This is a genomic window from Frigidibacter sp. ROC022 (genome assembly GCF_024723735.1).
GTDB lineage: Bacteria > Pseudomonadota > Alphaproteobacteria > Rhodobacterales > Rhodobacteraceae > SLM-1.
This window is the reverse complement of the sequence record NZ_JANQDU010000004.1, coordinates 349,132-374,299: the sequence shown is the minus strand read 5'-3', so window position 1 is coordinate 374,299 and position 25,168 is coordinate 349,132. Positions and strand designations below refer to the sequence as shown.

At 65.8% G+C, this 25,168-nt stretch carries 26 protein-coding genes; 10 read left to right on the top strand and 16 right to left on the bottom strand.

The features are described from left to right. Positions 1 to 187 precede the first annotated feature (187 nt). Entirely contained in the window at positions 188 to 1,111 is a 924-nt protein-coding gene (locus NUW50_RS17785; RefSeq protein WP_258290508.1) for a D-amino acid aminotransferase, read from the top strand. Positions 1,112 to 1,196: 85 nt separating this feature from the next. Here the strand turns inward: NUW50_RS17785 and NUW50_RS17780 are convergent, their stop codons facing one another. Together NUW50_RS17780 and NUW50_RS17775 are read right to left on the bottom strand one after the other, a co-directional pair. Further along, the gene (locus NUW50_RS17780) at positions 1,197 to 2,033 is read right to left on the bottom strand and encodes an IclR family transcriptional regulator (RefSeq protein WP_258290507.1); all 837 of its coding nucleotides are present in this window, start codon (positions 2,031 to 2,033) and stop codon (positions 1,197 to 1,199) included. Positions 2,034 to 2,259: 226 nt separating this feature from the next. Further along, on the bottom strand, positions 2,260 to 3,027 hold the full coding sequence (locus NUW50_RS17775; protein WP_258290506.1) for a DeoR/GlpR family DNA-binding transcription regulator: 768 nt from the start codon (positions 3,025 to 3,027) through the stop codon (positions 2,260 to 2,262). A gap of 162 nt (positions 3,028 to 3,189) precedes the next feature. On the opposite strand from NUW50_RS17775, the gene glpD reads away from it, so the two are divergent. From glpD to NUW50_RS17740, 7 genes are all read left to right on the top strand, one after another. After that, the gene (gene glpD, locus NUW50_RS17770; protein WP_258290505.1) at positions 3,190 to 4,776 is read left to right on the top strand and encodes a glycerol-3-phosphate dehydrogenase; all 1,587 of its coding nucleotides are present in this window, start codon (positions 3,190 to 3,192) and stop codon (positions 4,774 to 4,776) included. 18 nt (positions 4,777 to 4,794) lie between these two features. Then, the gene (locus NUW50_RS17765; RefSeq protein ID WP_258290504.1) at positions 4,795 to 5,883 is read left to right on the top strand and encodes an ABC transporter ATP-binding protein; all 1,089 of its coding nucleotides are present in this window, start codon (positions 4,795 to 4,797) and stop codon (positions 5,881 to 5,883) included. A 13-nt stretch (positions 5,884 to 5,896) separates the two neighbouring features. Further along, entirely contained in the window at positions 5,897 to 6,973 is a 1,077-nt protein-coding gene (locus NUW50_RS17760) for an ABC transporter ATP-binding protein (protein ID WP_258290503.1), read from the top strand. Then, positions 6,973 to 7,845 carry a carbohydrate ABC transporter permease gene (locus NUW50_RS17755; RefSeq protein WP_258290502.1) on the top strand — a complete coding sequence of 291 codons (873 nt, stop codon included), beginning with the start codon at positions 6,973 to 6,975 and terminating at the stop codon, positions 7,843 to 7,845. The genes NUW50_RS17760 and NUW50_RS17755 overlap by 1 nt, the downstream gene beginning before the upstream one ends. Before the next feature lie 71 nt (positions 7,846 to 7,916). Continuing rightward, a complete protein-coding gene (locus tag NUW50_RS17750; RefSeq protein ID WP_258290627.1) occupies positions 7,917 to 8,693 on the top strand; it encodes a carbohydrate ABC transporter permease in 777 nt (258 codons plus the stop codon). Between the two features lie 2 nt (positions 8,694 to 8,695). After that, positions 8,696 to 8,968, top strand: coding sequence for a DUF2160 domain-containing protein (locus tag NUW50_RS17745; protein ID WP_258290501.1), 273 nt, complete (start codon positions 8,696 to 8,698; stop codon positions 8,966 to 8,968). A gap of 80 nt (positions 8,969 to 9,048) precedes the next feature. Beyond that, the gene (locus NUW50_RS17740; protein WP_258290500.1) at positions 9,049 to 10,782 is read left to right on the top strand and encodes an ABC transporter substrate-binding protein; all 1,734 of its coding nucleotides are present in this window, start codon (positions 9,049 to 9,051) and stop codon (positions 10,780 to 10,782) included. Positions 10,783 to 10,930: 148 nt separating this feature from the next. Here NUW50_RS17740 and NUW50_RS17735 read toward each other — a convergent pair whose 3' ends face one another. The 10 genes from NUW50_RS17735 to NUW50_RS17690 all read right to left on the bottom strand — a co-directional run bounded on the left by NUW50_RS17735 (position 10,931) and on the right by NUW50_RS17690 (position 19,575). Continuing rightward, positions 10,931 to 12,067 (bottom strand): ABC transporter permease, encoded by a 1,137-nt coding sequence (locus tag NUW50_RS17735; protein WP_258290499.1) that lies wholly within the window; start codon positions 12,065 to 12,067, stop codon positions 10,931 to 10,933. Then, on the bottom strand, positions 12,064 to 12,996 hold the full coding sequence (locus NUW50_RS17730; RefSeq protein ID WP_258290498.1) for an ABC transporter ATP-binding protein: 933 nt from the start codon (positions 12,994 to 12,996) through the stop codon (positions 12,064 to 12,066). Before NUW50_RS17730 ends, NUW50_RS17735 begins: the two co-directional genes overlap by 4 nt. Continuing rightward, entirely contained in the window at positions 12,993 to 13,961 is a 969-nt protein-coding gene (locus NUW50_RS17725; RefSeq protein WP_258290497.1) for an HlyD family secretion protein, read from the bottom strand. The genes NUW50_RS17730 and NUW50_RS17725 overlap by 4 nt, the downstream gene beginning before the upstream one ends. Next, a complete protein-coding gene (locus NUW50_RS17720; RefSeq protein ID WP_258290496.1) occupies positions 13,958 to 14,632 on the bottom strand; it encodes a CerR family C-terminal domain-containing protein in 675 nt (224 codons plus the stop codon). The genes NUW50_RS17725 and NUW50_RS17720 overlap by 4 nt, the downstream gene beginning before the upstream one ends. 96 nt (positions 14,633 to 14,728) lie before the next feature. Beyond that, entirely contained in the window at positions 14,729 to 15,124 is a 396-nt protein-coding gene (locus NUW50_RS17715; RefSeq protein ID WP_258290495.1) for an Hpt domain-containing protein, read from the bottom strand. A gap of 98 nt (positions 15,125 to 15,222) precedes the next feature. Beyond that, on the bottom strand, positions 15,223 to 15,621 hold the full coding sequence (locus NUW50_RS17710) for a DUF2177 family protein (protein ID WP_258290494.1): 399 nt from the start codon (positions 15,619 to 15,621) through the stop codon (positions 15,223 to 15,225). A gap of 34 nt (positions 15,622 to 15,655) precedes the next feature. Further along, complete coding sequence (locus tag NUW50_RS17705) at positions 15,656 to 16,393, bottom strand: SDR family NAD(P)-dependent oxidoreductase (protein WP_258290493.1); 738 nt, start codon at positions 16,391 to 16,393, stop codon at positions 15,656 to 15,658. Continuing rightward, on the bottom strand, positions 16,386 to 17,543 hold the full coding sequence (locus tag NUW50_RS17700; RefSeq protein ID WP_258290492.1) for an SAM-dependent methyltransferase: 1,158 nt from the start codon (positions 17,541 to 17,543) through the stop codon (positions 16,386 to 16,388). Before NUW50_RS17700 ends, NUW50_RS17705 begins: the two co-directional genes overlap by 8 nt. After that, complete coding sequence (locus NUW50_RS17695; RefSeq protein WP_258290491.1) at positions 17,543 to 18,298, bottom strand: DUF1365 domain-containing protein; 756 nt, start codon at positions 18,296 to 18,298, stop codon at positions 17,543 to 17,545. Before NUW50_RS17695 ends, NUW50_RS17700 begins: the two co-directional genes overlap by 1 nt. After that, positions 18,295 to 19,575 (bottom strand): NAD(P)/FAD-dependent oxidoreductase, encoded by a 1,281-nt coding sequence (locus tag NUW50_RS17690; RefSeq protein ID WP_258290490.1) that lies wholly within the window; start codon positions 19,573 to 19,575, stop codon positions 18,295 to 18,297. The genes NUW50_RS17695 and NUW50_RS17690 overlap by 4 nt, the downstream gene beginning before the upstream one ends. Before the next feature lie 160 nt (positions 19,576 to 19,735). On the opposite strand from NUW50_RS17690, the gene NUW50_RS17685 reads away from it, so the two are divergent. Continuing rightward, on the top strand, positions 19,736 to 20,302 hold the full coding sequence (locus tag NUW50_RS17685; RefSeq protein WP_258290489.1) for a sigma-70 family RNA polymerase sigma factor: 567 nt from the start codon (positions 19,736 to 19,738) through the stop codon (positions 20,300 to 20,302). 1 nt (position 20,303) lies between these two features. Continuing rightward, the gene (locus NUW50_RS17680; RefSeq protein WP_258290488.1) at positions 20,304 to 20,939 is read left to right on the top strand and encodes a ChrR family anti-sigma-E factor; all 636 of its coding nucleotides are present in this window, start codon (positions 20,304 to 20,306) and stop codon (positions 20,937 to 20,939) included. A 22-nt stretch (positions 20,940 to 20,961) separates the two neighbouring features. On the opposite strand, the gene NUW50_RS17675 is transcribed toward NUW50_RS17680, so the two are convergent. From NUW50_RS17675 to NUW50_RS17660, 4 genes are all read right to left on the bottom strand, one after another. After that, the gene (locus NUW50_RS17675) at positions 20,962 to 21,771 is read right to left on the bottom strand and encodes a DeoR/GlpR family DNA-binding transcription regulator (RefSeq protein ID WP_258290487.1); all 810 of its coding nucleotides are present in this window, start codon (positions 21,769 to 21,771) and stop codon (positions 20,962 to 20,964) included. Between the two features lie 108 nt (positions 21,772 to 21,879). Beyond that, positions 21,880 to 22,935: an ABC transporter permease gene (locus NUW50_RS17670; RefSeq protein ID WP_258290486.1), complete on the bottom strand. Its 1,056-nt coding sequence runs from the start codon at positions 22,933 to 22,935 to the stop codon at positions 21,880 to 21,882. Further along, the gene (locus NUW50_RS17665; protein ID WP_258290485.1) at positions 22,935 to 24,464 is read right to left on the bottom strand and encodes a sugar ABC transporter ATP-binding protein; all 1,530 of its coding nucleotides are present in this window, start codon (positions 24,462 to 24,464) and stop codon (positions 22,935 to 22,937) included. The genes NUW50_RS17670 and NUW50_RS17665 overlap by 1 nt, the downstream gene beginning before the upstream one ends. Further along, positions 24,461 to 25,108 carry a DUF2291 family protein gene (locus NUW50_RS17660; RefSeq protein WP_258290484.1) on the bottom strand — a complete coding sequence of 216 codons (648 nt, stop codon included), beginning with the start codon at positions 25,106 to 25,108 and terminating at the stop codon, positions 24,461 to 24,463. The genes NUW50_RS17665 and NUW50_RS17660 overlap by 4 nt, the downstream gene beginning before the upstream one ends. Between the last annotated feature and the right edge of the window lie 60 nt (positions 25,109 to 25,168).

The window sequence follows — 25,168 nt, the reverse complement described above, 5'->3', positions numbered from 1 at the left end:
AACCGGGTGCAGACAGGAAGTCAAAACACCACGCCCGGCGGGAGTCCACGTCAAGCGGCAATCGGCGCCCCGGCCCCGGGTGGTCCCTGCATTCCGCGGTCCGACGGGTTCGGGCTCCGGCAGGGCTTGGAGTGGCCAATGCCAGGGCCTAGAAGCCTATCCGAACGCCCATGCTTCGGAGCCCGCCATGACCGACCACGCCGAAACCACCCATTCCGCCGAAGACGACCCCCGCAACCGCGATATCCTGATCTATGTGAACGGCGAGCTGGTGCCGCGCGACGAGGCCAAGGTCTCGGTCTACGATTCCGGTTTTCTGCTGGGCGACGGGATGTGGGAAGGGATGCGGCTCTACAACGGGAAATGGGCCTTTTTCGAGGACCACATGAACCGGCTGTTCGACAGCTGCAAGGCGGTGAACCTCGACATCGGCATGGATCGTGCCGGAGTGGCCGAAGCGCTGCGCCGCACCGCCGAGGCCAACGGCATGACCCACGATGTGCACTGCCGCCTGATGGTGACGCGGGGGCCCAAGAGCCGGCCGTTCCAGCATCCGAAACTGTCGCAGAGCGGACCGACCGTGGTCATCATCATGGAGCATTCGAAACCGGTGGAGGCCCTGCAGGCCAAGGGCATCCGCCTGGCGACCGTGCCGCAGGTCCGGGGCCTGCCGAACAGCCAGGACCCGAAATTCAACTCGCATTCCAAGCTGAACTGCGTGATCGCCTGCCTGCAGGCCGAACAGGCCGGGGCCGACGAAGCGCTGATGCTCGACCCGCATGGATTCGTGAACACCACCAATGCCTGCAATTTCTTCATCGTCCGGCGCGGCGAGGTTTGGACCTCGACCGGCGACTACTGCATGAACGGCGTCACCCGCGCCAAGGTGATCCAGCTCTGCCAGGCCAACGGCATTCCCGTGTTCCAGAAGAATTTCTCGCTCTACGAAGCCTATGGCGCCGACGAAGCCTTCCTCACCGGCAGCTTCGGCGCCCAGACCCCGGTGGCCGAGATCGACGGCAAGCCGGTCGGCACGCAGGGTGGCCGCGGGCCGGTCTTCGACCGGATCAGATGCCTTTACAAGGCTTTGGTGGAAGCTGACACGAAGTAGCGCCGCGCGTCCGGGCAGCGAGAACTGGCGCCATACCCGCCCCCGACAGCATGCTGGCCGGGCCTTCGGGATGCCGGGCCGGTCGCTATACCGCGTGCCCCGCCTGACCCAGCCGGGCAGAGACCTCTTCCGCGCCGCGCAGTGCTTCGGCAATGGCCTCGGCCTGTGTCGCCTCGGTCATCCGGCCGATCGGAAGCGAGACGCTGATCGTCGCGACCACCTCTCCGCGCCGCGCCCTGATCGGAGCCGCGATCGCGGACGAGCCGGGTGTGCCATCCGGGCGGAAATGCGTCATGTTCATGTAGTAGCCGTCGCTGCGGATCTGCGTGAGGCGCCGGTCCAGCTTCTCGAGCGAGAACTCAGGGTCCTGCGCCAGGGTCAGCGGCATGACCCGCTCGGCAATGGCATGGACCTCCTCGGTCGGCAGGCTGGACAGGATGAGCAGCGAGGGCACGCCGATGGTCAGCGGCTTCTGGTTGCCCAGTTCCACAACGCTCCGGACCACCTGATTGCCGATGACCTGCTCGACATTCACCCGGAAGTCACCCGACCGGACCGACAACACCACGGTTTCGTTCAATCGTTCGGACATCTCCCGAATCACCGGCCGCGCGCAATCGACAATACCGGTCCCGATGCGGGCCACTTCCGCCATGGCGATGACCTCGTAGCCGAGCGCATAGCGCCCCGTGACGGCATCGCGGTTCACCATGCCCGCATGAGTCAGCGTCGAGAGCAGCCGCAGGGCGGTGGACCGGTGCAGACCCGTGGCCCGCGCGATCTCGGACAGGCTCATCCTTGGCGTTTCCGATGAAAACGCCTGCAAGATGGAGATCGCGCGCTCCAGAACGTTGACCTTGTAGGTCGGACCATCCGTCGAGCCCGTGCCGCCATTTCGGTCGGTCGTGCTCCCCTGGTGCATTCAGGTGGTCCCTCGCCGCTCTTGTTTCATTGTATGAAACACGGTTTCATTTATCGGATTGATAACTAATTCCCACTCGGGGGCATGTCAATTCGCGGACCGGTTCGGGGCCGCAAGCATATGGCATCGGAAATGGGGACCGGCGCCGGGCAATTGCAGGGCGCCCCGCACACGAATTCGTCAGCGGTCAGCAGAGTGAAGTCCGGGTCTTGGCGCCGGCGGCAGCCTAGTCGCTGCCGCAGAGCCGGACTTCGGTTTTCCAGTCCCGGCATTTCCGGGCCAGCCCCTCGGGCAGTGCACGGTCGGTGTAGAATGTGTCGATCGCGGACAGCGAACTGATCCGCACCGGCGCCGAGCGCAGGAGCTTGCTGTGATCCGAGACAAGGAAGGCGCTGCGGGAATGCCGCAGGATGGTCTGGCTGACGCCGACTTCCTGCAGGTCGAAGTCCAGAAGATCGCCGTCGTCGTCCATCGCGGAACAGCCGATCACCGCGAAATCAAACTTGAACTGTTCGATGACCGAGACGGTCAGATTGCCGACCAGCCCGCCGTCCGAGCGCCGAACCCTGCCGCCCGCCAGGATGATCTCGCATTCCGGGTTGGCCAGCAGGATGTTGGCCACATTCATGTTGTTGGTCACCACCAGCAGGTTCTGATGCCCCAGCAACTCGCGGGCTACCGCTTCGGTCGTGGTGCCGATGTTGAGAAAGAGCGAGGCATTGGCCGGAATATCCGCCGCCACCGCCCGTCCGATCGCGGCCTTGGCGCTGCCTTGAAGCACCCGGCGCTGCTCGTAGGCGATGTTCGAAGTGCCCGAGGGCAGGACCGCACCGCCATGCACCCGCTCCAGTTTTCCGGCGTCGGCCAACTCGCTCAGGTCCTTGCGGATGGTCTGTGCCGTGACCCCCATCCGGGCGGCCAGATCATCGACCAGAACCCGGCCTTCGATCCTGGCGATGTCGAGAATCTGCGGTTTTCTAAAGCTTTGCGCCATTTGCTCACCTTCCCGAAATGCGCGGCGGATCGCAATCGGATTTCTTCGCCGCGATGCAAAATGAAGATGCCGCAGCGCAAAATGAAAGAAAACGAAGATTTCACACTTGCGTGAATCCGCGTTGCGTGGTTCCTTCGCGGCGAAACCGGCTTGGGAGACGACGTGCGACTCGGCGAAGACAGCCCCTACGACCTGTTCGTCATCGGTGGCGGCATCAACGGCTGCGGCATCGCCCGCGACGCCGCCGGCCGGGGACTCAAGGTCTGCCTCGCCGAGATGGGCGACCTGGCGCAGGCGACATCCTCTTCCTCGACCAAGCTGTTCCACGGCGGGCTGCGCTATCTGGAGTATTTCGAGTTCCGGCTGGTCCGCGAGGCCCTGGTCGAACGCGAAACGCTGCTGAAGGCGATGCCGCACATCTCCTGGCCGATGCGTTTCGTGCTGCCCTATCACAAGAGCATGCGGTTCGAGGGGCAGACGCCCACCTCGCGGCTGCTCTCGGTGGTGATGCCCTGGACCCGGGGCCGGCGGCCGGCATGGCTGATCCGGTTCGGCCTGTTCCTCTATGACCATCTCGGCGGCCGCAAGATCCTGCCCGCGACCCGGACGCTGGACCTGACGACCGATCCTGCGGGACGACCGCTGAACCCGAAATTCCGGAAGGCCTTCGAATACTCCGACTGCTGGGTCGAGGATTCGCGGCTGGTCGTTCTGAACGCCCGCGATGCCGAGGCGCGCGGCGCCACGGTCCTGACCCGCGCCAAGGTGACCGAGGCGCGGCGCCAGGGCGATCTCTGGCAGATCACGGTGGAACGGGATGGCAAATCGGCCGAGGTGACGGCCCGCGCCGTGGTCAATGCCGGTGGACCCTGGGTCGAGCAGGTTCTGCGCGGGACGTTGGGGATCGACTCGAGCGAAGGCGTGCGGCTGGTCCGGGGCAGCCATATCGTGACCGCCCGCCTGTTCGATCACGACCGCTGCTATTTCTTCCAGGGCAGCGACGGGCGGATCATCTTCGCGATCCCCTATGAACAGGACTTCACCCTGATCGGCACCACCGACCATGATCATGACGGCGCACCCGGAACGGCCGTCTGCACCGAGGAGGAGCAGGACTACCTCTGCGCCTTCGCCAGCCAGTATTTCGCCAAGCCCGTGACCCGCGATCAGATCGTCTGGACCTATTCGGGGGTGCGCCCGCTCTACGACGACGGCGCCAAGTCCGCGACGGCGGCGACGCGGGACTATGTGCTGTTACTCGACACCCGGGGGGCGCCGCTGCTGAACGTATTTGGCGGCAAGATCACCACATACCGGCGGCTGGCCGAGGCCGCGCTGGACAAGCTGGCGCCGCATCTGGGGCTGAAGGAACCTGCCTGGACGGCCGGCGTGCCGCTGCCGGGGGGCGACTTCCCGGTGGACGGGGTCGCCGATCTGACGGCCCGTCTGCGCGACGCCTACCCCTGGCTGGATGACTACTGGGCGGGACGGCTGATCCGCGCCTATGGCACCGAAGCGACCGAGGTTCTGGGCGGCGCCGACAGCCCCGAGGCCCTGGGCCGCGATTTCGGCGGGACCCTGTCCGAGGCGGAAGTGCGCTGGCTGATGCATCACGAATATGCCCGCACCGCCGAGGACGTGGTCTGGCGGCGGTCCAAGCTGGGCCTGCGGATGACGGCAGAGCAGATCGCCGCACTGGATGACTTCATGGCCGAGGCCAAGCCGGAGGGGCTGCGGGCCGCGGTCTGAACGAAGGGAGGGAGGAACATGGCGCTGGAATTCGCGGGAGTGGCCAAGGTCGTGGCCGGCCAGACCCATATCCATCCGACCGACCTGCGGCTGGAAGCCGGCTCGATGAACGTGCTGCTGGGGCCGACCCTCTCGGGCAAGACCTCGCTGATGCGGTTGATGGCGGGACTGGACCAGCCGACCGCGGGGCGGGTTCTGTGGAACGACAGGGATGTCACCGGGGTTCGGGTCCAGGACCGCGAGGTGGCGATGGTCTATCAGCAGTTCATCAACTACCCGACGCTGAGCGTCCGCGACAACATCGCTTCTCCCCTGAAACTTCTGGGCCGCAGCAAGGCCGAGATCGACCGCGAGGTCGGCAAGGTCGCCGAGATGCTGAAGCTCGGGCCCTATCTCGACCGCCGGCCGCTGGAACTGTCGGGCGGCCAGCAACAGCGCTGCGCCCTGGCCCGGGCGCTGGTCAAGGGCGCCGGGCTGGTGCTGCTGGACGAGCCACTGGCCAATCTCGACTACAAGCTGCGCGAAGAGCTCCGCGCCGAGATCCCGCGCATCTTCGCCGAACAGGGCGCGGTCTTCGTCTATGCCACGACCGAACCGGAAGAGGCGCTGCTGCTGGGCGGCAATACCGCGACGCTCTGGCAGGGCCGCGTCACCCAGTTCGGCCCGACACCCGAGGTCTACCGGCACCCGAAGGACCGCATCACGGCGCGGGTATTCTCGGACCCGCCGATGAATTTCCTGACGATTTCGAAGGCCGGGCACAGGTTGATGTTCGGAGAGGGCCAGACGGTCGAGGCCTCGGGGCCGCTCGCGGCACTGCCCGATGGCCGTTTCACGGCCGGGTTCCGCGCCTCTCACCTGCGGCTGGGCCGGCATTCCGACATGGCACTGCAGTTTCACGGCAAGGTGGCGGTGACCGAGATCACCGGCTCGGAAACCTTCGTGCATCTGGACCACGGCAGCGACCGCTGGATCGCGCTGGCCGAGGGCGTTCACCACCTGTCGTCCGGCGACGAACTGCCGGTCTGGCTGAACCCGGACCAGGTCTATGTCTTCGACGAAGCCGGCACTTTCGTGGCCCTGGCCGCCACGGCGGCGGCAGCCTGAGGGGGGCAAGCACATGGCACGCATCACGCTATCGGGTCTGGCGCACAGCTATCTTCCCCACCCCGGGGGCGAGGAAGACTATGCACTGAAGACCATGGATCACGTCTGGGAGGACGGCGGCGCCTATGCGCTTCTGGGCGCGTCGGGCTGCGGCAAGACGACCCTGCTCAACATCATCTCGGGCCTGCTGACCCCGTCGGAAGGCCGGGTGCTGTTCGGCGACAAGGACGTGACCATGGCGCCGACCGCGGCGCGCAACATCGCGCAGGTGTTCCAGTTCCCGGTCGTCTACGACACCATGACGGTGCGCGACAACCTGGCCTTCCCGCTGAAGAACCGCGGCCTGCCCGCCGCCGAGATCGCCGCCCGGGTCGAGGAGATCGCCGGGATGATCGGCATGACCCCGGTTCTGGGCCGCAAGGCGCGCGGGCTGACCGCCGATGCCAAGCAGAAGATCAGCCTCGGCCGCGGCATGGTCCGGGCCGATGTGAACGCCATCCTGTTCGACGAGCCGCTGACGGTCATCGACCCGCATATGAAATGGGAGCTCCGGACCCAGCTCAAGTCGCTGCATCGCGAGTTCGGTCATACGATGATCTATGTCACCCATGATCAGACCGAGGCCCTGACCTTCGCCGACAAGGTGGTGGTGATGCACGAGGGCCGGGTGGTGCAGATGGGCACGCCGGAAGAGCTGTTCGAGACCCCGGCGCATACCTTCGTCGGCTATTTCATCGGCTCGCCGGGGATGAATCTGATCGACGCCAGGGTCGAGGGCAGCAAGGCCTATGTCGAGGGAACCGAGCTCGCGCTGGATCGCGGCTACGGCGCACCGCAGGGCCGGGTGCAGATCGGCATCCGCCCGGAATTCGTGACGCTGAACGCCGACGAGGGCCTGCCGGTCAAGGTCCGCCGGATCGAGGACGTCGGCCGGCACCGGATCGTCCGCGCCGATTTCTTCGGCCATGAAATCAACGCCATCGCCCCCGAAGGCTGGCCGGTCTCGGCCGACATGACCCGGCTGGCCTTCGCCCGCGAGAAGATCGGCGTCTATGCCGATGACTGGCGTCTGAACGGGGAGGCCGCGTGATGGACAAGCCCACCAATCAGAAAGCCTGGTTCCTGGTCCTTCCGGTCCTGCTTCTGGTCGCCTTCTCGGCCGTCATCCCGCTGATGACAGTTGTCAACTATTCGGTGCAGGACACCTTCGGCAACAACCAGTTCTTCTGGGCCGGGCTGGAGTGGTTCGACGAGATGGTGCATTCGGACCGGCTGTGGAATGCACTCGGGCGGCAGGCGCTGTTCTCGACCATCATCCTGCTGATCGAGGTGCCGCTGGGCATCTTCATCGCGCTGAACATGCCGAAGAAGGGCGTCTGGGCCTCGGTCTGCCTGGTGCTGATGTCGCTGCCGCTGCTGATCCCGTGGAATGTCGTCGGCACGATCTGGCAGATCTTCGGCCGCGTGGATATCGGGCTGCTGGGCCATTCGCTGGCCGCGATCGGGATCGACTACAACTATACCAATGACGTGCTGGACGCATGGGTCACCGTGATCGTGATGGATGTCTGGCACTGGACCTCGCTGGTCGCGCTGCTGGCCTATGCCGGGCTGCGGTCGATCCCGGATGCCTATTACCAGGCCGCCAAGATCGACCAGGCCGGACGCTGGAGCGTGTTCCGCTACATCGAGCTGCCGAAGATGCAGGGCGTGCTGCTGATCGCCATCCTGCTGCGCTTCATGGACAGCTTCATGATCTATACCGAGCCCTTCGTCGTCACCGGAGGCGGGCCGGGCAATGCCACGACCTTCCTGTCGATCGACCTGGTGAAGATGGCCATCGGCCAGTTCGACCTGGGTCCGGCGGCGGCGTTCAGCCTGATGTACTTCGTGGTGATCCTGCTGATCTCCTGGGTGTTCTACACCGTGATGACCAATCTCGACCGGGAGGACGGACAATGACCGACGCCACCCTCTCTGCTGCTCCGGCGCGGCGCCGCGCGGCCCGGCGCGGGCTGACCAGCCCGATCGTGATGACGGTCTACATCGTCTTCCTGCTGCTGCCGATATACTGGCTGGTGAACATGAGCCTGAAGAACAACGAGGAGATCCTAAGCGTCTTCTCGCTGTTCCCGCGCGAGCTGACCTTTCACAACTACGCGGTCATCTTCACCGATCCGGCCTGGTACTGGGGCTACATCAACTCGATCATCTATGTGGTCGAGAACACGGTGATCTCGATCGTGGTGGCGCTGCCGGCGGCCTATGCCTTCAGCCGTTACCGCTTCATGGGTGACAAGCACCTGTTCTTCTGGCTGCTGACCAACCGCATGGCGCCGCCGGCGGTCTTCGCGCTGCCCTTCTTCCAGCTCTATTCCTCGATCGGTCTCTTCGACACCCATATCGCGGTGGCGCTGGCGCATTGCCTGTTCAACGTGCCGCTGGCGGTCTGGATCCTGGAAGGCTTCATGCGCGGCGTCCCGCGCGAGATCGACGAGACCGCCTATATCGACGGCTATTCCTTCCCGCGCTTCTTCATCCGCATCTTCATGCCGCTGATCGCCAGCGGGATCGGCGTGGCCGCCTTCTTCTGCTTCATGTTCTCCTGGGTCGAGCTGCTGCTGAGCCGCACCCTGACCAGCGTCAATGCCAAGCCGATCGCGGCCACCATGACCCGCACGGTCTCGGCCAGCGGCATGGACTGGGGCGTGCTGGCGGCGGCGGGGGTACTGACCATCATTCCGGGTGCCTTGGTCATCTGGTTCGTCCGCAACTACATCGCCAAGGGCTTTGCCCTGGGGAGGGTATGATCATGGCCTGGATGGCATGGACCTGGCCGACCGCGATCTTCTTCGGCGTCATCGCCCTGCTGCTGATCATCATGACGGTGCTGGCGATCCGCTACCCGGAAACGCCCCGCGTCGGGGTGCTGCGCATCGAGACCACGCGCGGCGACCGGCTGTTCATTTCGCTCCTCGGCTCGGCCTTCATCTGCCTGGCCTGGCTGGGGCTGATCTCGACCAATCTCTGGTGGGCGCTGGCCGTCTGCCTGATCTGGGCCGCGGCGGTGTTCCGCTGGGTCTGACACAGAATGCCGGACGGAGAGGAGCCCGTGCCGGGGAAGACCACTGAACTGAGAAGAATCAACACGACGGGAGGAAGACCATGAGACTACGTTACTCTGCAACCGCCATCGCCCTGGCGATGTGCGCGCTGACCGGCCCGAGTTGGGCCGATATGGAGGCCGCGAAAGCGTTCCTCGATTCCGAGATCGGCGATCTCTCGGTGCTGGACCGGGCCGATCAGGAAAAGCAGATGCAGTGGTTCATCGACGCCGCCAAGCCCTTTGCCGGGATGGAGATCAAGGTGGTTTCGGAAACCATCACCACGCATGAGTATGAGTCCAAGGTGCTGGCCCCTGCCTTCACCGCGATCACCGGCATCAAGGTCACCCATGATCTGATCGGCGAAGGCGATGTGGTCGAGAAGCTGCAAACGCAGATGCAGTCGGGCGAGAACATCTATGATGCCTATGTCAACGACTCGGACCTGATCGGCACCCACTGGCGCTATCAGCAGGCCCGCAGCCTGACCGACTGGATGGCCGGCGTCGGCAAGGATGTCACCGACCCGATGCTGGACCTCGACGACTTCATCGGGACCGATTTCACCACCGCGCCGGACGGCGAGCTGTATCAGCTTCCCGACCAGCAATTCGCCAACCTCTACTGGTTCCGCTACGACTGGTTCAACGACGAGAAGACCAAGGCCGACTTCAAGGCGAAATACGGCTACGAGCTCGGCGTGCCGATCAACTGGTCGGCCTATGAGGACATCGCCGAATTCTTCACCGGTCGCGACATGTCCTATATGGGCGGCCCGAAATCGGTCTACGGCAACATGGACTACGGCAAGAAGGACCCGAGCCTCGGCTGGCGGTTCACCGATGCCTGGTTGTCGATGGCCGGAAACGGCGACAAGGGCCTGCCGAACGGCAAGCCGGTCGACGAATGGGGCATCAAGGTCGACGAGAACGACCGCCCGGTCGGCTCCTGCGTGGCCCGTGGTGGCGACACCAACGGCCCGGCATCTGTCTACGCGATCGAGAAATATCTGGAGTGGCTGGCCAAATACACGCCGCCCGCCGCCCAGGGCATGACCTTCGGCGAGGCCGGCCCGGTCCCGGCGCAGGGCGAGATTGCCCAGCAGATGTTCTGGTACACCGCCTTCACCGCCGACATGGTCAAGCCCGGCCTGCCGGTGATGAACGAGGACGGCACGCCGAAATGGCGCATGGCCCCCTCGCCGCACGGTGTCTACTGGAAGGACGGGATGAAGCTGGGCTACCAGGACGTGGGTTCCTGGACCCTGCTGAAATCGACCCCGGACGATCGCGCCAAGGCGGCCTGGCTCTATGCCCAGTTCGTCGTCTCGAAGACCGTGGACCTGAAGAAGTCCCATGTCGGCCTGACCCTGATCCGGGAAAGCTCGATCCAGGACGAGAGCTTCACCAAGCGTGCGCCGGAACTGGGCGGGCTGATCGAGTTCTACCGGTCGCCGGCGCGGGTCCAGTGGTCGCCCACCGGCACCAACGTTCCGGACTATCCGAAGCTGGCGCAGCTCTGGTGGCAGGCGATCGGGGATGCGTCCTCGGGGGCCAAGACCGCTCAGGAGGCGATGGACAGCCTCTGTGCCGAGCAGGAGAAGGTTCTGGCACGGCTCGAGCGGGCCGGCATCCAGGGCGACATCGGCCCGAAGCTGGCCGAAGAGCATGACCTTGCCTACTGGAACGCGGATGCGGTCGCCAAGGGCAACCTGGCCCCGCAGCTGAAGATCGAGAACGAAAAGGACACGCCCCAGACCATCAGCTACGACGAGTTGATCAAGTCCTGGCAGTAGGTCCGATTGTCCGGACCCCTGGTCCGGAAGGGTAGCGAGTGCCTGGGGGCGCGGCGCAAGCCGCGCCCCCATGGTGTATCGGGGGAAAGGCCATGGCCGCGGCCGCCGGTTCGCCCCTGCCCCCGCGCAGGCCGCGCGGCCCGTTGTCTCAGTCCAGCGTCCGGCGGAAGCGCAACAGCGCAAGGATCGAGAAGATCAGCACGAAGACGCCCATCGCCGCCAGCGGCTGGGCGACCCCGGCATAGTCCGAGCCTTTCAGCATCACCGCCCGGATCATCCGCAGGAAATGCGTCAACGGGAAGATCTCGCCCAGCTTCTGCGCCCAGACCGGCATTCCCCGGAACGGAAACATGAATCCCGAGAGCATCAGCGACGGCAGGAAGAAGAAAAACGTCAGCTGCATCGCCTGCATCTGGGTCCGCGCCGCCGTCGAGATCAGATAGCCGAGGATCACCAGCGACAGGACAAAGATGAACACCCCGGTCAGCAGCAACGGCAAGCCGCCGACGAAGGGCACACCGAAGATCAGCTTGGCCGCCAGCAGGACCACCACCACCTGCACCGAACCGACACCGAGATAGGGCAGCACCTTGCCCAGCATGATTTCGATCGGAGAGGCCGGCATCGCCAGCAGGTTCTCCATCGTCCCGCGCTCGATCTCGCGGGTCAGTGCCATCGAGGTCATCATCACCATGGTCATCTGCAGGATCACCCCCAGCAGTCCGGGCACGATGTTGTATTGCGTGATGCCTTCGGGGTTGTAGCGCTTGTGGACCACCACCTGCAGCTGGGTCTCGGCCTGGGCTTCGGCCTGCGCTTCGGTTCCCAGTTCACGCAGAAGCGCCTCGGCGGCGACGGTGCTGAGTGTCGAGATCGCGCCCGAGGCGACCGAGGGGTCGGTGGCATCGGCCTCGACCAGGATCGTCGGATGATCTCCACGCTCGACCCGGCGGCCGAAGTCGGACGGCACGGTGACGACGAAAGAGACATCGCCCCGGACCAGCAGCGCCTCGGCCTCGGCGGCGGAAACCCCGGCGTAGGAAAAGCGATAGTAATTCGTCAGTTCCAGCGCCGTGACGATGGCGCGGGTGAACCGGTCCTGGGTCGGGGCGACCAGCGCCGCGGGCAGGTTCTTGGGATCGGAATTGATCGCGAAGCCGAACAGCAGCAACTGCATCAGCGGCACGCCCAGCATCATCGCGAAGGTGACCCTGTCGCGCCGCATCTGGATCACTTCCTTCACCAGCAGCGTCCAGAGACGGCGGACCGAAAACCAGCGGCTCATTGCATGTTGTCCTGCGCGGCGCCCATCAGCTGGATGAACACGTCCTCGAGAGAGGTCTCGCTGTCATGCAGGCTCGACCCGGTGGATTTTGCCGCCGCCTCGGCCGAGGCGCGCAACGCCGCCGCGTCATGGCCGACCACATGCAGCGTGGTGCCGAAGGGCGCCACCTGTGCCACGCCCGGCGCGCCGCGCAGTTGCTTTGCCGCCGCCGCGGTGGCCGCGGCCGTGCCGTTCAGCACCAGCGTCGTCAGACCGGCGCCCGCCACCACCTCGTCCACGGTGCCGCGCGCCACCAGCCTGCCATAGGCGATGTAATTGATCCGGTGGCACCGCTCGGCCTCGTCCATGTAATGGGTCGAGACCAGCACCGTCAGACCTTCCGCGGCCCGGGTATGGATTTCATCCCAGAACTCGCGCCGCGCCTTGGGATCGACGCCCGCGGTCGGCTCGTCCAGCATCAGCAGGCGCGGCTTGTGCATGATGCAGGCGGCCAGCGCCAGCCGCTGTTTCCAGCCGCCCGACAGCGACCCCGCCAGTTGATGGCGGCGCGAGGTCAGCCCGAGGTCTTCCAGCGTGTCACGCACATAGCGCCGCGCCGGGCGCAACCGGTAGAGCCCGGCGACGAAGTTGAGGTTCTCCTCGATCGACAGGTCCTCGTAGAACGAGAACCGCTGGGTCATGTAGCCGACCTCGCGCTTGATCGCCGCGCCTTCGCTGAGGATGTCGCGGCCCAGCACGGTGCCGGAGCCGGCATCGGGGGTCAGCAGGCCGCACATCAGCCGGATCGTCGTGGTCTTGCCCGACCCGTTCGGACCCAGGAAGCCGGCGATCTCACCCGCCGCCACGTCGAGCGAGACCTGATCGACCACGGTGCGGTTGCCGAAGCGCTTGACCAGGCCCTGCACCGATATGGCGTTCTCGGGCGTCATTCGGCGGGCGTCTCCGGTAGGTCGGCCAGATCGACATCGACAATCTGGCCCGGCTTCAACGCGCCCGAGTCGCTGTCCGGGCGGGCCTCGATCAGGAACACCAGCTTCTGCCGGTTCTCCAGCGAATAGATCACCGGCGGGGTGAACTCGGGCGCATCCGAGACATAGTTGACCGTCGCGGTCAGGCCGGGCTGGCAGCCGTCGCAATGCACGCTCAGCCGGCTGCCCGGATGAATCTCCGAGACCACGTCCTCGGGGACATAGAGCCGCAGCTTCACCGCCCCGTCCGGCAGCATCGACAGCACCGGCGCCGAGGGGCCGGCCAGTTCTCCGGGGCTGCGGATGATGTCGAAGATGGTCCCCGGCGTGGCGGCGGACAGTTGCCGCTGGTCAAGGTTCCATCGCGCCTTGTCGCGGGCGGCGCGGGCGCCGTCCAGCGCGGCGCGGGCGGCGGCGATCAGCTGCGGCCGGGCCGGAAGCTGCGCCGCGGCGAGGTTGGCCTCGATCTCGGCCACCTTGGCGCGGGCCACTTCGGCGGCGGTCTGGGCGTCGTCGCGCTGTGTCGCGGTGATCACCCCGCGCTCGGCCAGCGACCGGTTGCGCTCGGCGGTCCGCGCGGCCTCGTCGGCCTGCGCCTTTGCCGAGGTCAGCGAGGCTTCGATCGCCTTGATCTCTTCCGGCCTGGCCCCTTCCAGAAGGTTCGCCAGATTGGCCTCGGCCTGGGCCAGCGCCGCCTCGGCCGAGGCCAGCGCGATCACCGCGTCGCGGCGCTCCATGTCGACCAAGGGCTCTCCGGCGGCCACCCTGTCACCGCGATCGACCAACAGGCGGGTGATCTGCGCCGTCGCCACCGGGGCGACCAGCACATATTCGCCTTCGACATAGCCCGAGGCATAGGGCAGCGGCGGCAGGCAGGAGGTGAACAGGGCCGAAAGCAACGGGATCGAGCAGACCAAGGCGCTCATTTGATGTCCTCCGGGGTCAGAAGTCTGTGCAGATTCTCAATCAGGATTTGGGTGATCTGATCGACCTCGGCGGGGCCGAATGCCTCCCAGTCCATGCGACGCGCGACGATCGAGTGGCCGATCCGGAAATAGAGCACCTGGCCCAGCAAGGAGAAGACCCGCAGCCGCAGGGCTTCGGACTCGACCGGCTCGCCGCTGGCCCTGGCCCAGATCGCACAAAGCTCGCGATGCTTCGGTTCGATCATGTTGCTGTAGACGAGGCTCAGCACCGGGCCGTTGCTGCTCACCTCGCGCAGCATGAAACCGACCAGATCGCTGACCTGCGAGCCGGCCAGCAGGAACCCGGTGAACTGGCGGAGTATCCTCTCAAGAAGCGCGCGTGCGGCCTCGGCCGTCTCGGGCACCGGCAGGGGGTGGCTGCCGATCACCGCCTTGAACCGGCGCACCAGCTCGGCGCCGCAGGCCAGATGCAGCCCGTCCTTGCCGCCGAAATGATAGGCGATCGAGGCGACATTGGTGCCCGCCCGTTCGGCCAGTTCACGGGTCGAGGTGGCATCGAAGCCCTTCTTGCCGAACAGGTGCAGCCCTGCATCCAGAAGCGCGGCACGGGTTCCGGTCGGAACCTCGCTGTCCTGCGCTGGCTGCGGTCGGGGCACGTGCGACTCGGGCATCTGCAACTCCTTGCGCCCCACTTTAATCAATCGATTGATTGAATCAAGGGCTGAACTGTCGCAGGCAGGACGACTGCCCATGACGCTGCCGGCTTCTCAGGGATCGGGGACGCAGACCGCCATCGACGTGTCGAGGAACCGGTCGATGGCCAGGATCGCCCGATCCGGCTGTTCCACCGCATTGGCCAGTTCGGTGTCGAGCAGGTATTCGACTTCGCGGGCTTCGGTGCCCAGCCGTCCATAGCCCAGCATTCCGGCGGTTCCGGCGATCCGGTGCAACATGCCCTTCGCCTCGCTCAGATGCGTGGCGACATCCTCGCCCCGGCTCACCCGTTCCAGCAGGATTTCCAGCCGGTCGTGGTGATCGTAATGCGATTCAAGGAATCGGGCGCGGACCTTTTCCAAACCGGCGAGTTCCGGGCTGTGGACGGCCATGGCGTGCGGCGACCGGACCGGAAGGGTCGGATCGTCGTTTCTCGCCAGGGCATCCATCTGAAATCCAATCGCTCGCGTCGGGGACAGGTGACGCCAGTCTGGTCACCGAATCGGGCGGAAGTGCGGCCAGAACTTGCAACCTTGGCGGGTTCTCTTCAGCCCAGGGCGCGGACCAGCAGGACCCCCGCCCAGGCCGACACCCCGGTCAGGACGCCGCCCCAGATCGTGTCGACGACCAGTTGTTCGACCGACCAGTCACGAAGCGTGGCGTAGTTGGTGAACTCGTAGGTGCCATAGGCGAGAAGCCCGAGGGCCACACCGCCGAGCAGCGCCGCCAGGGGATCACCGGCACGCAATGCGGGCAGCGAAACGAACCACAACAGGCCCGCGACATAGCCCAGATAGAACAGCGCGGCGGGCACCACGCGAAACGGCTCGGCGAAGAGATGCGAGACGTGGCGCTCGAAAACCGGTTTGATCAGCAGCCGAAGACCGGCCGCATCCAGCGCAAAGAAGAACACGGCGGTGACACCGTAGAGGATCAGGATCTGCATGGGATTGTCTCCTGTGCGGCGGACGCGCCGAGGATCAACGGACCAGCCTGCGGGTAAGTGGCAAGCAGGCCCAATAGGGCATGGCGGCAAGCAGCTTGAGCCCGAATGTCAGGCGGCGCGGGAAATGCACCTCGAACCGGCGCCGGTTCAACCCCGCGATGATCGCCCGGGCGGCCGTTTCGGCAGAGACGATTCCGGGCATGTCGAAGTCGTTGCGCCGCGTCAGCCTTGTATCGACGAAACCCGGCGAGATCAGCCGCACGTCGAGGCGGCCGGCCTGCTCGACGTGCAGGGATTCGGCCAGATTGATCACCCCGGCCTTTGTTGCGGAATAGATCTGGCCCTGCGGCAGACCGATATAGCCCGCGACCGAGCCGCAGAGCGCCAGTTGTCCGCCGCGCCGCAGCAGTCGCGGCGCGACCTGCGCGACATGGAAGCTGCCGGTCAGGTTGACCGTGACGATCCGCGCCGCCCGCTCGGGGTCAAGCTCCTCGACCCGGCCCGGATCATAGAGCGCCGCGAGATGGACCACCCGGTCCAGAGGCCCGGTCGCCGCGATGCGCTCGACGGCCGCGTCGATGCTGCCGCGATCCCCGACGTCGAGCGGCAGCGCGACATGGCCCGGCCCGAACTCGGCGGAGAGCTCGTCGAGACGACCGGACGAGCGGGCCGACAGGATCAGCCGCGCCCCCTGCCCCGCCCATGCCCGCGCCAGGGCGGCACCGATGCCCTCGCTTGCGCCGATGATCCAGATCCGCTCCGGTTCAGGCATGGGCCAGCTCGACCTGGACCACATCGGTCTGGCCCACGGCGAAGGAGGCCGTGCAGATGCCCAGGTAGAAGCGCCAGTTGCGCAGGAAGCCGCTGTCATGGCCAAGCCGCCTGATGCGGTCCGCCGCGCCGTCCAGCCTTGCGTTCCACAAGGCGCAGGTGCGGGAATAGTCGGCCCCGAAAGCGTGGACGTTCCGGACAGCCAGACCGGCGCGGCGGGCCTGATCCGCGATCACCCCTTGCGACAGCAGCATGCCGCCGGGAAAGGTGTAGTGGCGAATATAGTCGGAGCTGCGCCGATAGGTGTCGAAATAGCTGTCGGGCACCGTGATCGCCTGGATCATTGCCCGCCCATGTTCGGCCAGCCGCGCCTTGAGCGTGGCGAAATAGGTCGGCCAATAGGCCTGGCCGACGGCCTCGATCATCTCGATCGAAACGATATTGTCGAATGTCCCGGTCGTCTCGCGGTAGTCCTGCAACCGGATGTCGGCGCGCCCGTCCAGACGCGCATCGGCATAGCCCTTCTGGCTGGGCGAGATCGTCAGCCCGGTGACCCTGCGCCCCGAGTTCGCGGCCCGTTCGGCGAACCCGCCCCAGCCGCAGCCGATTTCCAGCACGCCCTCGCCTTCGCCGAGACGTTGCAGAATCCGGTCGTATTTTCGGGTCTGGGCCCGGTGCAGGTCGTCATCGTCCGGCGCGAAGATGGCCGAGGAATAGGTCATGCTTTCGTCGAGCCAGAGCTGGTAGAACTCGTTGCCCACATCGTAATGGCTGCGGATGTTCCGGGCCGCGCCGCGCCGGGTATTGGCCCGCATCAGCCGGTTGACGAAGCGGAATTTCAGACTGTTCCAGAACCCGGCGTAGGCATAGCCGCGAAACTGTTCGAGATTGCCGAGCGCAACGGCGGTCAGGTCCGCGATCGACGGGGTCTCCCACAGACCGGCGACATAGGTTTCGCCCAGCCCGATATCGCCGCGGGCCGCAAGCGCGGTGACCACCGACCAGTCGCGGATCTCCATCTCGGCTGCGGGGCTGCCCTGACCGAAATCGTAGGTCTCGCCCTCGGGCGTGCGCAGACGCAGGCTGCCGGTTCTGATCCTTGCACAGGTCTCCAGAAAGTCATGCTTCACGCGGTTGGTCAGGAACAGCATCAGGTCACCTCGGATTTTGGTGGGGTCGGTCGGGTCCGATATCGGGCGCCTTTCAGTTTCAGGCGCAGGGCCTGCCAGTAGATCAGCGCAAGGGTGCGGAGCGCGCCCAGCGGGCGACGCAGGGCGGCGCGCAGCAGTCCGGCATTGGTCAGCGTCGCGCGCGGGCCGGAGAGCGTTGCAATGACGCCCTCGTCGCCGTTCCGGTGCAGGATCCGGATCGCGATGCGGTCAGGCGTCAGGTCGAAGCCGAATTCGTAGCTGCCCGCGATCTGCTGGAAGGGCGAGACATGCAGCGCCTTCGGGGCGGTGATCCGGCTGTCGGCGCCGATCGGTGCAAAGCCGGGACGGTGGCAGAGGTAGGAATGGCGGTCGCCGAAAGGGGTCGAGACCTCGGCGATCACCGCGATCAGCGCCGCACCATCGCAAGCCAGCCAGAAGCTCACCGGGTTGAAGCCAAAGCCCAGAAACCGGGGCTGGGTCAGCAACATCAGGGTCAGGCCCGGGTCCGTCAGCCCGGCCGCAGCCAGAACCTCGCGGGCCCAGACCGGGCCGCGACCGGCGCCGATCGGGCCGCCGTGGTCGCGATCCTGAACCGCCGCCAGGTTGAAGCGGCTGCGCGAGAACAGCAGCGGGCCGCGGGCCGAGGCTTCGGGATCGATCAGCACATAGTCGACGCCATAGCGAAACCGGTGCCGGATCGCCCCCCGTCGGCTGTGCGTGGTTACGCCGATGATATGTTCCGGACCACCCGTCATGCGATTTGCCGATCCATCAGTCGCACGATCCGGGCGGCGCTGGCAAATCCGTCTTCGTGGAACCCGTGCCGGGTGTAGGCCCCGGCGAACCAAGTGTTGTGCCGGCCCTGAAGCGCGGAGAGTTGCCGCTGCGCCGCCAGGGCTCCGGCATCGAACACCGGGTGGCGAAAGGTCTTCTGGTCGTAGATCAGGTGGTCCGGCACTTCCCGCGACGGGTTCAGCGACGCGAACAGAGGGTCACTTTCGGGGATGTTCTGCAGGCGGTTCATCCAGTAGGTGACGCCGATGGCGGGGTCGGGCCGGGTGGTGTCGGTCTTGTAGACCCAGCTTGACCAGACCGCGCGGCGGCGCGGCATCTGGCTGGCGTCGCAGTGCAGGATCATCTGGTTGTCCTGGAACCGGATCGCCGAGAGGGCGCGGCGTTCTTCCGGCGTCGGCGCGGCGAGCAGCCGCAGCGCCTGATCGGAATGGCAGGCGAAGATCACCTGGTCGAAAGCCTCCAGCGTGCCGGCGCTGCTGTGTATGCGGCTCTTGCGGCCATCGCGGGTGACGCTGTCCACCGGGGTCGCGGCGCGGATCGCGACGCCGCGCCCGCGCAGATGGTGCTCCAGCCGCCGGACATATTCGACGCTGCCGCCCGCCACCGTCCACCACGGGTGCTGCCCCGTGGCGCTCAGCAGGGCGTGGTTGCGGAAGAACTGGATCAGGGCACGGGCCGGGAAGGCCCGGATCTGGTCCGGCGTGCTGGACCAGATCGCTCCGCAGAGCGGCATCAGGTAGAAATCCTGGAACCAGCGCCCGAGGCGCAGGACCTCCATCACCTCGCCGATCGTTGTGCCGTCGTCGGTGGCAAGCCCTTCGGCCCGGGCGTTGAAGCGCAGGATGTCGCGGACCATCCGGACAAAGCCGGGGCGGGCGAGGTTGCCTTTCTGGGCGGTCAGGGCGCGCAGGCTGCCCAGCCCGTATTCGATCTGCCCGCCATTGATCGAGGCACCGAAGCTCATGTCGCTTCGCGCCACCGGAACATCAAGGTCCTGAAACATCCGCGTCAGATGCGGATAGTTGGCATAGTTGAAGACGATGAACCCGGTATCGACCGGCTGCTCGCCATGCCGACCGGCCAGAACCGTGCGCGCATGGCCACCAAGGGTCGGCGCCGCCTCGAAAAGCGTCACCGCATGGTGCGGCGCCAGAAGATAGGCCGCGGCGAGCCCGGAAACGCCACCGCCGATGATGGCGATGCGTTGCGGGCGGATGGGCATGGCGTCGCGGGACATTCTGGCTCCGGCTTGAGATACGCACCTGTTACGCGCGGGTCGGGAAATCGGATCAATTTATGATCCGACTTACCTCGGGCCCCGTATCGTGGCTATGTTGATTGCAAGCGAAGATACCGACCCGCCCCTCTGCCGCCCCGCGCCGCGGTCTCGAAAGGACATGGAACAGGTGACAGACCCTTCCGTCCAGATCTCGCCGGAGACGCTCTTGATGCTGGCGGTGCGCGACCAGCGCGACCGGGCGGCCTTCGCGGCGCTGTTCGACCATTTCGCGCCGCGCCTGAAGGGCTTCGTGATGCGCTCGGGGACCAGCCCGGCGCAGGCCGAGGAAATCGTGCAGGAGGTCATGTTGACCATCTGGCGCAAGGCCGGCCAGTTCGACCCGGCCCGGGCGCAGGTGTCGGCCTGGATCTATCAGATCACCCGAAACCGCCAGATCGACATGATCCGCAAAGATCGGCGGCCCCGGCCCGAAGAACTGGACCAAGACCCGGAGACCGGGCCCGATCCCGGCCAGATGCTGGCGGTCGAACAGGAAGCCGGCCAGTTGAAACAGGCGCTGACCCGGCTGAAACCGAACCAGCGCGAGATGATCGAGAAAGCCTATCTGGGCGAGTTGACCCATCAGGAGATCAGCAGCCAGACCGGCCTGCCGCTGGGCACGATAAAATCCCGCATCCGGCTGGGCCTGGACCGCCTGCGGCACGAGTTGAAGGAACTGCGCTGAGATGACCGCGATCACCCATCATATCCCGGACGCCCTGCTGGCGGCCTATGCCACGGGCAACCTGCCGCAGGCCTATTCACTGGTCGTGGCGGCGCATGTGTCGCTGTGCCTCGACTGCCGGGCCACCGTCGAGGCACATCAGGCCGCCGGCGGCGTGGTCCTGGACTCGGTCGGCGCCGAGCCGGTCTCGGATCGGCTGAAGTCCGGCGTTCTCGATCTGCTCGATGCCCCCTTCGTGCCGGAGCCGCGTTTCCAGCGCTCGGGCGTCTTCCCCGGCCCGGTGGTCGAAGCCCTGAAGGGCAAGCCGCCCCGCTGGAAATCGCTCGGCCTGGGGGTCCGGCAAAGCATCCTGGCGGCGGATCGCGACGGCTCGGTCCGGTTGCTGTCGATTCCGCCCGGCCAGGCCGTACCGGATCACAGCCACAACGGGCTGGAACTGACCCTGGTGCTGGAGGGAAGCTTCCGCGACGAAACCGGGCGGTTTGCGGTTGGCGATGTCGAGGTTGCCGATCAGTCACTGGAGCACACACCGATCGCCGAGCCCGGCCCGGCCTGCATCTGCCTGGCCGCCACCGACGCACCGCTGCGGTTCAACGCGCTGATCCCGCGCCTGCTGCAGCCGTTGTTCCGGATCTGAGCGTCGGGGGTCGCCGCGCCGCCTATTTCGCGATCAGGATCGCGATGCCGCGGCGTTCGAACTCCTTGGCGTCGCGGTCGCTGATCCCGTCATCCGTGATGAAGGTGTTCACCACTTCCAGCGCACCGAGCCGGGTAAAGGAGGATCGGTTGATCTTGGTCGAATCCGCCACCAGATAGACATGGCTGGCAGCCTTGATCATCGCTTCCTTGAGTTGCAGATCGGCGAAGCTGGGATAGGTCAGCCCGGCGTCGATCGCCACGCCCGCGGTCGCAAGAAAGAGCTTGCCGGCGAAGATGTTGCGGAAGTACTCGACCGACTTGTCCCCCGAAAGCGACAGCGTCGGCGCCTTGAACTGCCCCCCCGGCATATGGACGGCAAAGCCCGGCACCGCGCCGAGGATCATCGCGATGTTCAGCGCGTTGGTGATGACCGTCAGGTTCTTGCGGTTGACCAGCCGGGTGGCGACTTCGGTCGTCGTGGTGCCGGCATCCAGGATGATCGTCTCGCCATTCTCGACCAGCGCTGCGGCGCAGGCGCCGATCTTGCGCTTCAGATCCATGTTCTCGGTATGGTGCAGGGTCATCGCCCCGACCTGCGACGGCACGGTGTTCAGGAAGGCGCCGCCATGTTCGCGGGTGATGAACCCCTCGCCTTCCAGCTTCTCCAGATCCTGGCGGATCGTCGCCTCGGACACCTGGAACGCCGCAGCCAGTTCGCGTACCCGGGCGCTGCCCTCTTCCTGGAGCCACTCCAGAATGCGCCGGCGCCGCGGCTCGGACAGAAGTCCTGTCAGTGCTTCGCCGCGATGTTCGTTTGGTTTCGTCTCCAAGCACCTGATCCTTTGCAACCCAAATCTTAAGAAACAACCGAAGGCAACTCACGCATAGTGCTCTCCTAAAGGAAGAACTTCAGGCCGGAAAGACCCACCGTTCGATGCCTAGCCTGCGGCCTGTTGTTGCAGGACGACCCGTGCCTGGAGTTTCTGTTGTGCCTGGTCGATGACGACCGCGGCGATGATGACCAGTCCCTTGATGACGGTCTGCCAGAAGGACGAGACCCCCATCATCACCAGCCCGTCGGACAGGATGCCGATCACGAAGGCGCCGACCACGGTTCCGAGTATCTTGCCGCGGCCGCCGGACATCGAGGTTCCGCCCAGCACCGCGGCGGCAATCGCGTTCAGTTCGAAGGTCTCGCCGGTCGCAGGATGCGCGGCCTGAAGCTGCGAGGCGATGATCAGCCCGACCAGGGCGGCGCAGAACCCCGAGAACATGTAGACCGCGATCTTGACCCGGGTGACCTTGACCCCCGACAGGGCGGCGCCGCGCTCGTTGCCGCCGACCGCATAGATGTGCCGCCCCAGGGGCGTGCGCTTGGCGACATAGGAGGCCGCCAGGACAACCGCGATCATCAGCCAGATCGAGACCGGGATACCCAGCATGCTGCCCGCCCCCAGCTGGCCGAAGGTGTCGGACCCGTATTCCGGGTTGCCGACGAGGTTGGGAAAGGTGCTGCCGCCGGACAGCAGCAGCGCCGCCCCGCGCGCGATGTAGAGCGTGCCAAGCGTCGCGATGAACGGCGCGACGGCCAGCTGGGTGATCAGTATCCCGTTGATCAGCCCGACCCCGATCCCGACCGCCATGACGATCAGGCAGATCTCGATCGTGTTGAACTGGATCGACCAGCCGTAGCCCGGGTCGATCCCGTACAGGACCAGCCAGCCCGCGACCATGGCGCAAAGCCCGACGATCGAACCGACCGACAGGTCGATTCCCCCGGTGATGATGACGAAGGTCATGCCGATGGCCAGGAAGGCGTTCAGCGCCACATGCTTGGACATGATCACGACATTGGCGGCCGACAGGAAATTCGGCGCCGCCAGCGCGAAGAAGGCAAAGACCAGCCCGAGGGCCACGAAGGTTCTGAGTTGCAGAAAGGTCAGCAGTGCGGCGGAGCCGTTGAAGGTCTTCGGGGTCGAGAGGGTCACGGTCATCAGATGGTTTCCTTTGCGCGCTTGGGCGCCGCGGCGGCAATGACCCGAGCCGGGTCTGCTTCGATTCCGTCGAATGTCTCGATCGCGCGGCCATTGGCCATCACGATGATCCGGTCCGACAGGGCCATGACTTCATCCAGGTCCGAGGTCACGAAGATGATCCCCAGACCCTCGGCGGCAAGACGGCGCATCATCCGGAACACCTCGGCCTTGGCGCCGATGTCGATGCCGCGCGACGGCTCGTCCATCAGCAGCACCTTCGGCCGGGTCATCAGCGCCTTGCCGATCACCACCTTCTGCTGGTTGCCGCCCGAGAGGCTGGAGACGGGGTTTTCCGGCGAGCCGATCTTGATCGCAAGACGGCGGACGAACTCCATCGCGCCCGCGGCTTCCGCCCGCAGGTTCAGATCGAACACCCGGGTGAAATCACGCAGCGAGGACAGGGTGATGTTCTCGCGGATCGCCATGATCTGGATCAGTCCGTCCCGCTTGCGGTCCTCGGGGATCAGCGCGATTCCCTGCTGAATCCGGCCGGCGACGCCCCGGTCCGGCAGAAGCTCTCCGTCGATGTAATAGCGCCCCGTCGCCTCGGGGTGCTGGGTCATGATGCATTCGAGGAACTCGCTCCGCCCTGCCCCCATCAACCCGTAGAGGCCCAGGATTTCCCCGGCCCGCAGCGACAGCGAGAGATGGTTGACCGCGAAGCCGCCGCCGACCCGGGGCAGCGTCACGTCCTCGGCCCGAAAGACCTCCTCTCCGAACCGGGTCGCCTCGGCCCGCGGGAAGTCCTTGGACGCCGCGCCGATCATGTTGCGGACGATCCAGTCCAGATCGACGCCCTTCATCGGCCGCGATCCCGTCACCACCCCGTCACGCAGCACGGTGATGTAGTCGCCGACCCGGATCAGCTCTTCCAGCCGGTGCGAGATATAGACGATCCCGACCCCATGCGCCTTGAGATCGGCGATGACCCGGAACAGCACCTCGACCTCGGTCGAGGACAGGGCCGAGGTCGGTTCGTCCAGGATCAGGATGCGGGCGTCCTGCGCCAGGCTCTTGGCGATCTCGACGATCTGCTGCTGCCCGATCCGCAACTCACCGACCGGCGTGTCGGGATCGATCTTCTGCTCCAGACGCTCCATCAGCTCCCGGGTCTTCCGGTTCTGCGCCTGACGGTCAATGTCGATCCCGCCGCGGGTCTTCTCGCGCGCGATGAAGATGTTCTCGGCAACCGTCATGTTCGGAAACAGGTTCAGTTCCTGAAACACGATGCCGATGCCATGCCGCACCGCATCCGCCTTGTCGCGGAACCGGACGGGCTTGCCGTCCATCTCGATGCTGCCCTCGGTCAGCGACTCGACCCCGGCGATGACCTTCATCATCGTGGACTTGCCGGCGCCATTCTCGCCGACCAGCACGTTGACGGCCCCCATGCGGAGATCGAAATCGACCGCTTTCAGCGCCCGCGTCCCGGGATACACCTTGGTGCCGCCACGAATGGACAGACCGATCGGATGGGTCTCGGTCACGGACTCACCTCGATCGACAGGGGCACGACCAGGATCGGATCGCTGGCCGAGCGTGCCGCGAAGGCACCGAGGAAGGTCACGCTGCGCCCGGTCAGATCGCCTTCGGGCAGGGACAGGTCGCCGACCGCCCTGTCGTTCAGCGCCCGGGCCAGCCGGGCGAATTCGATCTGATCGCGGAAATCCGTGAAGACATAGAAGGGCGCGACATCGCGCAGCGCGGTGCCCTTGACCACCGGCCCCAGTTGCAGCGTGGTATCCGGCTTGCCGTCGGCATCGGTATCCAGCCCCAGGGTCGCGGCGCGGCTCTTCCGGTTCTGCTCGACCACGGTGCCGCTGCCCTTGACCGCAAAGCTCCAGGCGCTGCCCTCGCCGGTGGCGCGCACCCCATGTGCCTCCCCTGCCGCATCCAGCCCGCCCGCCAGAGCACTGCGCAGCGCCGAAATATCGGTCGCCGTGTCGGTGACATGCGGCACCAGCCTGGCTTCATAGGTCTCTTCCAGAAGCGCCGCGATCCGTGCCGCATCACCTTCCGGCCCGGGCGGAATGGCGCCTTCGGCGCCGGTGTCGTTCTTGACGATCTTGCAGGCAGACAGCCCGGTCAGCGTTGCTGCCAGGCAAATCGAAAGCACCAGGGTTCGTATCATGTCATGGCCTTTGCAGTATCGGACCCGCACAAGGGAGCAAGTGCGGGTCCGACCTTCTGC

Coding starts and splice junctions, on each gene's coding strand:
- NUW50_RS17785 (WP_258290508.1), top strand. CDS start 188: ATGACCGACCACGCCGAAACCACCCATTCCGCCGAAGACGACCCCCGC.
- NUW50_RS17780 (WP_258290507.1), bottom strand. CDS start 2,033: ATGCACCAGGGGAGCACGACCGACCGAAATGGCGGCACGGGCTCGACG.
- NUW50_RS17775 (WP_258290506.1), bottom strand. CDS start 3,027: ATGGCGCAAAGCTTTAGAAAACCGCAGATTCTCGACATCGCCAGGATC.
- NUW50_RS17765 (WP_258290504.1), top strand. CDS start 4,795: ATGGCGCTGGAATTCGCGGGAGTGGCCAAGGTCGTGGCCGGCCAGACC.
- NUW50_RS17760 (WP_258290503.1), top strand. CDS start 5,897: ATGGCACGCATCACGCTATCGGGTCTGGCGCACAGCTATCTTCCCCAC.
- NUW50_RS17755 (WP_258290502.1), top strand. CDS start 6,973: ATGGACAAGCCCACCAATCAGAAAGCCTGGTTCCTGGTCCTTCCGGTC.
- NUW50_RS17750 (WP_258290627.1), top strand. CDS start 7,917: ATGACGGTCTACATCGTCTTCCTGCTGCTGCCGATATACTGGCTGGTG.
- NUW50_RS17745 (WP_258290501.1), top strand. CDS start 8,696: ATGGCCTGGATGGCATGGACCTGGCCGACCGCGATCTTCTTCGGCGTC.
- NUW50_RS17740 (WP_258290500.1), top strand. CDS start 9,049: ATGAGACTACGTTACTCTGCAACCGCCATCGCCCTGGCGATGTGCGCG.
- NUW50_RS17735 (WP_258290499.1), bottom strand. CDS start 12,067: ATGAGCCGCTGGTTTTCGGTCCGCCGTCTCTGGACGCTGCTGGTGAAG.
- NUW50_RS17730 (WP_258290498.1), bottom strand. CDS start 12,996: ATGACGCCCGAGAACGCCATATCGGTGCAGGGCCTGGTCAAGCGCTTC.
- NUW50_RS17725 (WP_258290497.1), bottom strand. CDS start 13,961: ATGAGCGCCTTGGTCTGCTCGATCCCGTTGCTTTCGGCCCTGTTCACC.
- NUW50_RS17720 (WP_258290496.1), bottom strand. CDS start 14,632: ATGCCCGAGTCGCACGTGCCCCGACCGCAGCCAGCGCAGGACAGCGAG.
- NUW50_RS17715 (WP_258290495.1), bottom strand. CDS start 15,124: ATGGATGCCCTGGCGAGAAACGACGATCCGACCCTTCCGGTCCGGTCG.
- NUW50_RS17710 (WP_258290494.1), bottom strand. CDS start 15,621: ATGCAGATCCTGATCCTCTACGGTGTCACCGCCGTGTTCTTCTTTGCG.
- NUW50_RS17705 (WP_258290493.1), bottom strand. CDS start 16,393: ATGCCTGAACCGGAGCGGATCTGGATCATCGGCGCAAGCGAGGGCATC.
- NUW50_RS17700 (WP_258290492.1), bottom strand. CDS start 17,543: ATGCTGTTCCTGACCAACCGCGTGAAGCATGACTTTCTGGAGACCTGT.
- NUW50_RS17695 (WP_258290491.1), bottom strand. CDS start 18,298: ATGACGGGTGGTCCGGAACATATCATCGGCGTAACCACGCACAGCCGA.
- NUW50_RS17690 (WP_258290490.1), bottom strand. CDS start 19,575: ATGTCCCGCGACGCCATGCCCATCCGCCCGCAACGCATCGCCATCATC.
- NUW50_RS17685 (WP_258290489.1), top strand. CDS start 19,736: ATGGAACAGGTGACAGACCCTTCCGTCCAGATCTCGCCGGAGACGCTC.
- NUW50_RS17680 (WP_258290488.1), top strand. CDS start 20,304: ATGACCGCGATCACCCATCATATCCCGGACGCCCTGCTGGCGGCCTAT.
- NUW50_RS17670 (WP_258290486.1), bottom strand. CDS start 22,935: ATGACCGTGACCCTCTCGACCCCGAAGACCTTCAACGGCTCCGCCGCA.
- NUW50_RS17660 (WP_258290484.1), bottom strand. CDS start 25,108: ATGATACGAACCCTGGTGCTTTCGATTTGCCTGGCAGCAACGCTGACC.